Below are 6,232 nucleotides of genomic sequence, written 5' to 3'. Positions count from 1 at the left end.
CCCCAGCCGCTCCAGCGGCTGCAGCGTGTAGGCGCCCGTGCCGCGGTTCCAGGCGCTGACCATGAGCTGGCCCTGGTAGTCGCTGTCGATCAGCCCGACCAGATTGCCCAGCACCAGGCCATGCCGGTGTCCGAGCCCCGAGCGCGGCAGGATCAGCGCTGCGTGGCCCGGATCCTTCAGGTGGATGGCGATGCCGGTCGGGACCAGCTCGCAGGCGTTCGGCTCCAGGCGCAGGGGCCCGTCCAGACAGGCGCGCAGGTCCAGCCCGGCGCTGCCGGGCGTGGCATAGGCCGGCAACAGCCCGGCCATGCGCGGGTCGAGGATCTTCAGGTCGATGTTCATGCGCTGCGAGTGTGCCGCAGGCGCGTGGCGATCTCGGCGACCAGCTGCTGCGCCAGCGCCTGCTTGGAGGCCCGCGGCAGCTCGCGGTGCCCGTCGGCGTCGACCAGCAGCAAGGCGTTGTCGTCGCGCCCGAAGGTGGCCGGTCCGATGTTGCCCACCAGCAGCGGCACGCCCTTGCGCTCGCGCTTGGCGCGCGCGTGCGCGAGCAGGTCCTCGCTCTCGGCAGCGAAGCCCACGCAATACAGCTGGCCGTCGCGCGCACGCGCGCTGCGCGCCACGCTGGCGAGGATGTCCGGGTTCTCGACGAAACCCAGGCTGGGAACCTCGCCCGAGCCGTCCTTCTTGATCTTCTGCGTGGCGCTGCGGGCCGGCCGCCAGTCGGCCACCGCCGCCGTGGCCACGAACACCGTGGCCGCCTCCGCCTCCTGCTGCACGGCGGCGAGCATGTCCTGCGCCGAGACCACGTCGATGCGCCGCACGCCGCGCGGCGTCGGCTGGTGCACCGGGCCGGCCACCAGCACCACCTCGGCGCCCGCCGCGCGCGCCGCGCGCGCGATGGCAAAGCCCATCTTGCCGGACGACAGGTTGGTGATGCCGCGCACCGGATCGATGGCCTCGAAGGTCGGGCCGGCGGTGACGAGCACGTGCTCGCCCACCAGCTGCTTGGGCGCAAAAAAAGCCTCCAGCTCCTCCAGGATCTCGGCCGCTTCCAGCATGCGCCCGTCGCCGGTCTCGCCGCAGGCCTGGTCGCCGTGCCCCACACCCAGCACGTGCGCGCCGTCGGCCTGCACTTGCCGCAGGTTGCGCTGGGTCGCCGGGTGCGCCCACATCTCGCGGTTCATCGCCGGCGCCAGCAGCAGCGGCACGCGCTCGATCGGCCGCGCCAGGCACACCAGGCTCAGCAGCTCGTCCGCCCGCCCCTGCGCCAGCCGGGCGATGAAATCGGCGCTGCAGGGCGCGATCAGCATGGCGTCGGCCTCGCGCGAGAGGTTGATGTGGGCCATGTTGTTGGCCTCGCGCGCATCCCACTGCGAGCCATAGACCGGGCGGCCGGTCAGGGCCTGCATGGTCACGGCCGTGATGAACCGCTCGGCGGCCTCGGTCATCACCACCTGCGCCGTCGCGCCCGCCCTGGTCAGGAGCCGCGCCAGTTCCGCCACCTTGTAACAGGCCACGCCCCCCGAGAGGCCCAGCACGATGTGTTTGCCAGCAAGTGCACTCATGGGCAGGGATTCTGGCAGAGCTGCGCGCCACGCCCGACCCCTGGATGGGGCGGCACCTATAATCACAATTTCCCACCCCATCAACGACATGACCAAATTCGTCTTCGTCACCGGCGGTGTGGTGTCTTCCCTGGGCAAGGGAATCGCCTCCGCATCCCTTGCCGCGATCCTCGAATCGCGCGGCCTCAAAGTCACCCTCATCAAGCTCGACCCGTACATCAACGTGGATCCGGGCACCATGTCGCCCTTCCAGCACGGCGAGGTCTTCGTGACCGACGACGGCGCCGAGACCGACCTCGACCTGGGCCACTACGAGCGCTTCATCGAGACCCGCATGAAGCAGGCCAACAACTTCACCACCGGCCGCATCTACCAGTCGGTGCTGGAGAAGGAGCGCCGCGGCGACTACCTGGGCAAGACCGTGCAGGTCATCCCGCACGTCACCAACGAGATCCAGGAATTCATCAAGCGCGGCGCCGGCGTCGGCACGCCCGAGGCCGTGGACGTCGCCATCTGCGAGGTCGGCGGCACGGTGGGCGACATCGAATCCCTGCCCTTCCTGGAGGCGGTGCGCCAGCTGTCTTTGAAACTGGGCCCGAACAACTCGGCCTTCGTGCACCTGACCTACCTGCCCTGGATCGAGACGGCCGGCGAGCTCAAGACCAAGCCCACCCAGCACACGGTGCAGAAGCTGCGCGAGATCGGCATCCAGCCCGATGCGCTCCTGTGCCGCGCGCTCACGCCGGTGCCCGAGGAGGAAAAGGAAAAAATCTCCCTCTTCACCAACGTGCCCGAGTGGGGCGTGATCAGCATGTGGGACGTGGACACCATCTACAAGGTGCCGCGCATGCTGCACGAGCAGGGCCTCGATGGCCTGATCTGCGACAAGCTGCGCCTGAACACGCCGCCGGCCAATCTGAAGCGCTGGGACGACCTGGTGCGCGAGTGCGAAAGCCCCCGCGGCGAGGTCCGCATCGCCATGGTGGGCAAGTACGCCGAGCTGTCGGATGCCTACAAGTCGGTCAACGAGGCGCTCAAGCACGCCGGCATGAAGAACCACGTGCGCGTGAAGATCGCGCACCTGGACTCGGAGGCCATCACCGACGACAACGCCGCCGAGCTGCTCGGACACTACGACGCCATCCTGGTGCCCGGCGGCTTCGGCTCGCGCGGGGTCGAAGGCAAGATCAGCACCGCGCGCTACGCCCGCGAGCACGGGATCCCCTACCTCGGCATCTGTCTGGGGATGCAGGTGGCGACCATCGAATACGCGCGCAACGTGGCGAAGCTCGCCGGCGCCAACTCCACCGAGTTCGACCGCCAGTGCCCGCACCCGGTGATCGCGCTGATCACCGAGTGGCGCAACGAGGACGGCCGGCTGATGACGCGCGACGAGCACTCGGACCTGGGCGGCACCATGCGCCTGGGCGCCCAGACCTCGGACGTGCAGCCCGGCACGCTCGCCCACCGCATCTACGGCGACACCGTGACCGAGCGCCACCGCCACCGCTACGAAGCGAACGTGCAATACCTCGACCGCCTGCGCGACGCCGGCCTGGTGATCTCGGCGCTGACCCAGCGCGAGCAGCTCACCGAGATCATCGAGCTGCCGCAGGACGTGCATCCCTGGTACATGGGCGTGCAGTTCCACCCCGAGTTCAAATCCACGCCGTGGGATGGCCATCCGCTGTTCAACGACTTCGTGAAGGCGGCGGTGCAGCACCATGCGCGCGCGGCCGCCGCCGTGGCCGGCGCCGCGGCACCCGCCTGAGACAGAGAGGGCTTTTCATGCAACTGTGCGGTTTTCCCGTCGGCCTCGAACACCCCTTTTTCCTGATCGCCGGCCCCTGCGTGGTCGAGAGCGAGCAACTGCAGCTGGACGTCGCCGGCCAGCTCAGGGACATCACCTCCTCGCTCGGCATCCCCTTCATCTTCAAGAGCAGCTTCGACAAGGCCAACCGCAGCTCGGGCGCGAGTTTCCGGGGCCCCGGGATGGACAGAGGCCTGGAGATCCTGGCGAAGGTGAGGAAGGAAATCGGCGTGCCGGTGCTGACCGACGTGCACACCGAGGCCGAGGTGCCCCACGTCGCCGCAGTGGTGGACGTGCTGCAGACGCCGGCCTTCCTGTGCCGCCAGACGGACTTCATCCGCGCCGTGGCCCAGAGCGGCAAGCCGGTGAACATCAAGAAGGGCCAGTTCCTTGCGCCCCACGACATGAAAAACGTCATCGACAAGGCCCGCGCCGCCGCGCGCGAGGCGGGCTTGTCCGAAGACCGCTTCATGGCCTGTGAGCGCGGCGCGAGCTTCGGCTACAACAACCTGGTGAGCGACATGCGCAGCCTGGCCATCATGCGGGGCACCGGCGCGCCGGTCGTCTTCGACGCCACCCACAGCGTGCAGCTGCCGGGCGGCCAGGGCACGACGAGTGGCGGCATGCGCGAGATGGTGCCGGTGCTGTCGCGCGCCGCCGTCGCCGTAGGAGTGGCGGGCCTGTTCATGGAGACCCATCCCGACCCCTGCAACGCGCTCTCCGACGGCCCCAACGCCGTGCCGCTGAAGCACATGCGCGCGCTGCTGGAGACGCTGGTGCAACTCGACGCCGTGACCAAGAAGGCCGGCTTTCTGGAAAACGACTTTGGAGCCTGACAACGCCATGCCCGCCGGATACATCATTGCCTCGGTCACCGTCACCAACCCCGAGCAGTACGAGGAATACCGCAAGTGGAGCAGCGAGGCGATGCGCGTGCATGGCGCCGAGATCTGCGTGCGCGGCGGCAAGGTCGAGGTGCTGGAGGGCGACTGGGACCCGGGCCGCACCGTGATCCTGAAATTCCCCAGCTTCGAGGCCGCCAAGGCCTTTCACGACTCGCCCGAATACCGCAAGGCCCGGGCGGCACGCGAAGGCGCGGCCATCATGCGCCTGGTGTGCGTGGAAGGCGTCTGAACCCGCGCCCGGGCCTGCCCCGGGCCACCCGCTTTTCCAAACTCCCTGCTAGAGGATCACCATGAGTGCCATCGTTGACATCGTAGGCCGCGAAGTGCTGGACAGCCGCGGCAACCCCACCGTCGAGTGCGACGTGCTGCTGGAATCGGGCGTGATGGGCCGCGCCGCCGTGCCCAGCGGCGCCTCCACCGGCTCGCGCGAGGCCATCGAGCTGCGCGACGGCGACAAGGGCCGCTACCTCGGCAAGGGCGTGCTCAAGGCCGTGGAGCACATCAACACCGAGATCTCCGAGGCCGTGCTGGGCCTGGACGCTTCCGAGCAGGCCTTCCTCGACAGGACACTGATCGACCTCGATGGCACCGACAACAAGAGCCGCCTGGGCGCCAACGCCATGCTGGCCGTCTCCATGGCCGTGGCGCGCGCTGCGGCCGAGGAAGCCGGCCTGCCGCTGTACCGCTACTTCGGCGGCATGGGCGGCTGCCAGCTGCCGGTGCCGATGATGAACGTCATCAACGGCGGCGCGCACGCCAACAACAGCCTGGACCTGCAGGAATTCATGATCGTGCCGGTGGGTGCGCCGTCGTTTCGCGAGGCGCTGCGCTGGGGCGCCGAGGTCTTTCACGCCCTCAAGAAGATCATCGACGGCCGCGGCATGAGCACCGCCGTGGGCGACGAGGGCGGCTTCGCGCCCAGCGTGGACAGCCACGAGGCGGCCATCGGGCTGATCCTGGAGGCCATCGACGCCGCCGGCTACACCGCCGGTGGGCAGATCGCGCTGGCGCTCGATTGCGCGGCCAGCGAGTTCTACAAGGACGGCAAGTACGTGCTGGCCGGCGAGGGCGGCCTGGAACTCACGGCCCAGCAATGGACCGACATGCTCGCCAGCTGGTGCGACAAGTACCCGATCATCTCGATCGAGGACGGCATGCACGAGGGCGACTGGGAGGGCTGGAAGATCCTGACCGAGCGCCTGGGCAAGAACGTCCAGCTGGTGGGCGACGATCTGTTCGTGACCAACACCCGCATCCTCAAGGAAGGCATCGACAAGGGCATCGCCAACTCGATCCTCATCAAGATCAACCAGATCGGGACCTTGAGCGAGACCTTCGCCGCCATCGAGATGGCCAAGCGCGCCGGCTACACCGCCGTGATCAGCCACCGCTCGGGCGAGACCGAGGACGCGACGATTGCCGACATCGCCGTGGGCCTGAACGCCGGCCAGATCAAGACCGGCTCGCTGTCGCGCTCGGACCGCATCGCCAAGTACAACCAGCTGCTGCGCATCGAGGAAGACCTGGGCGACGTGGCCGAGTATCCGGGCCGCGCGGCGTTCTACAACCTGCGCTGAGCCTTCGTCGCCCTGCAGCCCGCGCGCCGTCCGTTCGGCCTTCCCGCCCCTGACGGCGCCCCCTTCCCCACGCCGTGAGCCATCGCCCCGTCGCGCTCGTCCTGGTGCTGCTGCTCCTGGGCATCCATGCACAGCTGTGGCAGGGGCGCGGCAGCATCCCGCACGTGCGCGAGATGCGCCGGCAGATCGCCGAGCAGCAGGCGGCCAACGCGCGCGCGCGCCAGGCCAACGAGCGCCTGGCTGCCGAGGTGCAGGACCTGCGCGAGGGCCTGGACATGGTCGAGGAAAAGGCGCGCAGCGAACTCGGCATGGTGCGCCAGGGCGAGATCTACGTGCACGTCACGCCCGCCGCCCCGCGCTGACGGCTCCGGCGGC

General features: G+C 69.0%; 7 protein-coding genes. 5 read left to right on the top strand and 2 right to left on the bottom strand.

The genetic code is table 11. From position 1 onward, the window contains the following. Nucleotides 1–342: dUTP diphosphatase (dut, locus tag A612_RS02240; RefSeq protein ID WP_019372983.1), on the bottom strand; the 342-nt coding region annotated here is incomplete at its 3' end. Continuing rightward, nucleotides 339–1,565: a bifunctional phosphopantothenoylcysteine decarboxylase/phosphopantothenate--cysteine ligase CoaBC gene (coaBC, locus tag A612_RS02235; RefSeq protein ID WP_019372982.1), complete on the bottom strand. Its 1,227-nt coding sequence runs from the start codon at nucleotides 1,563–1,565 to the stop codon at nucleotides 339–341. The genes coaBC and dut, both read right to left, overlap by 4 nt. A gap of 88 nt (nucleotides 1,566–1,653) precedes the next feature. Between coaBC and A612_RS02230 the strand changes: the two genes are divergently transcribed. The 5 genes from A612_RS02230 (at nucleotide 1,654) to A612_RS02210 (ending at nucleotide 6,219) form a co-directional block, all read left to right on the top strand. Beyond that, nucleotides 1,654–3,336 carry a CTP synthase gene (locus A612_RS02230; protein WP_019372981.1) on the top strand — a complete coding sequence of 561 codons (1,683 nt, stop codon included), beginning with the start codon at nucleotides 1,654–1,656 and terminating at the stop codon, nucleotides 3,334–3,336. A gap of 17 nt (nucleotides 3,337–3,353) precedes the next feature. Further along, nucleotides 3,354–4,211 (top strand): 3-deoxy-8-phosphooctulonate synthase, encoded by an 858-nt coding sequence (gene kdsA / locus A612_RS02225; protein WP_019372980.1) that lies wholly within the window; start codon nucleotides 3,354–3,356, stop codon nucleotides 4,209–4,211. A 7-nt stretch (nucleotides 4,212–4,218) separates the two neighbouring features. Next, nucleotides 4,219–4,509: a DUF1330 domain-containing protein gene (locus tag A612_RS02220; RefSeq protein ID WP_040435700.1), complete on the top strand. Its 291-nt coding sequence runs from the start codon at nucleotides 4,219–4,221 to the stop codon at nucleotides 4,507–4,509. 61 nt (nucleotides 4,510–4,570) lie between these two features. After that, a complete protein-coding gene (gene eno, locus A612_RS02215; protein WP_019372978.1) occupies nucleotides 4,571–5,857 on the top strand; it encodes a phosphopyruvate hydratase in 1,287 nt (428 codons plus the stop codon). A 74-nt stretch (nucleotides 5,858–5,931) separates the two neighbouring features. Then, nucleotides 5,932–6,219 carry a septum formation initiator family protein gene (locus A612_RS02210; RefSeq protein ID WP_019372977.1) on the top strand — a complete coding sequence of 96 codons (288 nt, stop codon included), beginning with the start codon at nucleotides 5,932–5,934 and terminating at the stop codon, nucleotides 6,217–6,219. The last annotated feature ends 13 nt before the right edge of the window (nucleotides 6,220–6,232 follow it).

The organism is Melaminivora alkalimesophila, assembly GCF_000282995.1.
In the GTDB taxonomy this organism is placed as follows: domain Bacteria; phylum Pseudomonadota; class Gammaproteobacteria; order Burkholderiales; family Burkholderiaceae_C; genus Melaminivora; species Melaminivora alkalimesophila.
This window is presented reverse-complemented; position numbering and strand designations above follow the sequence as displayed.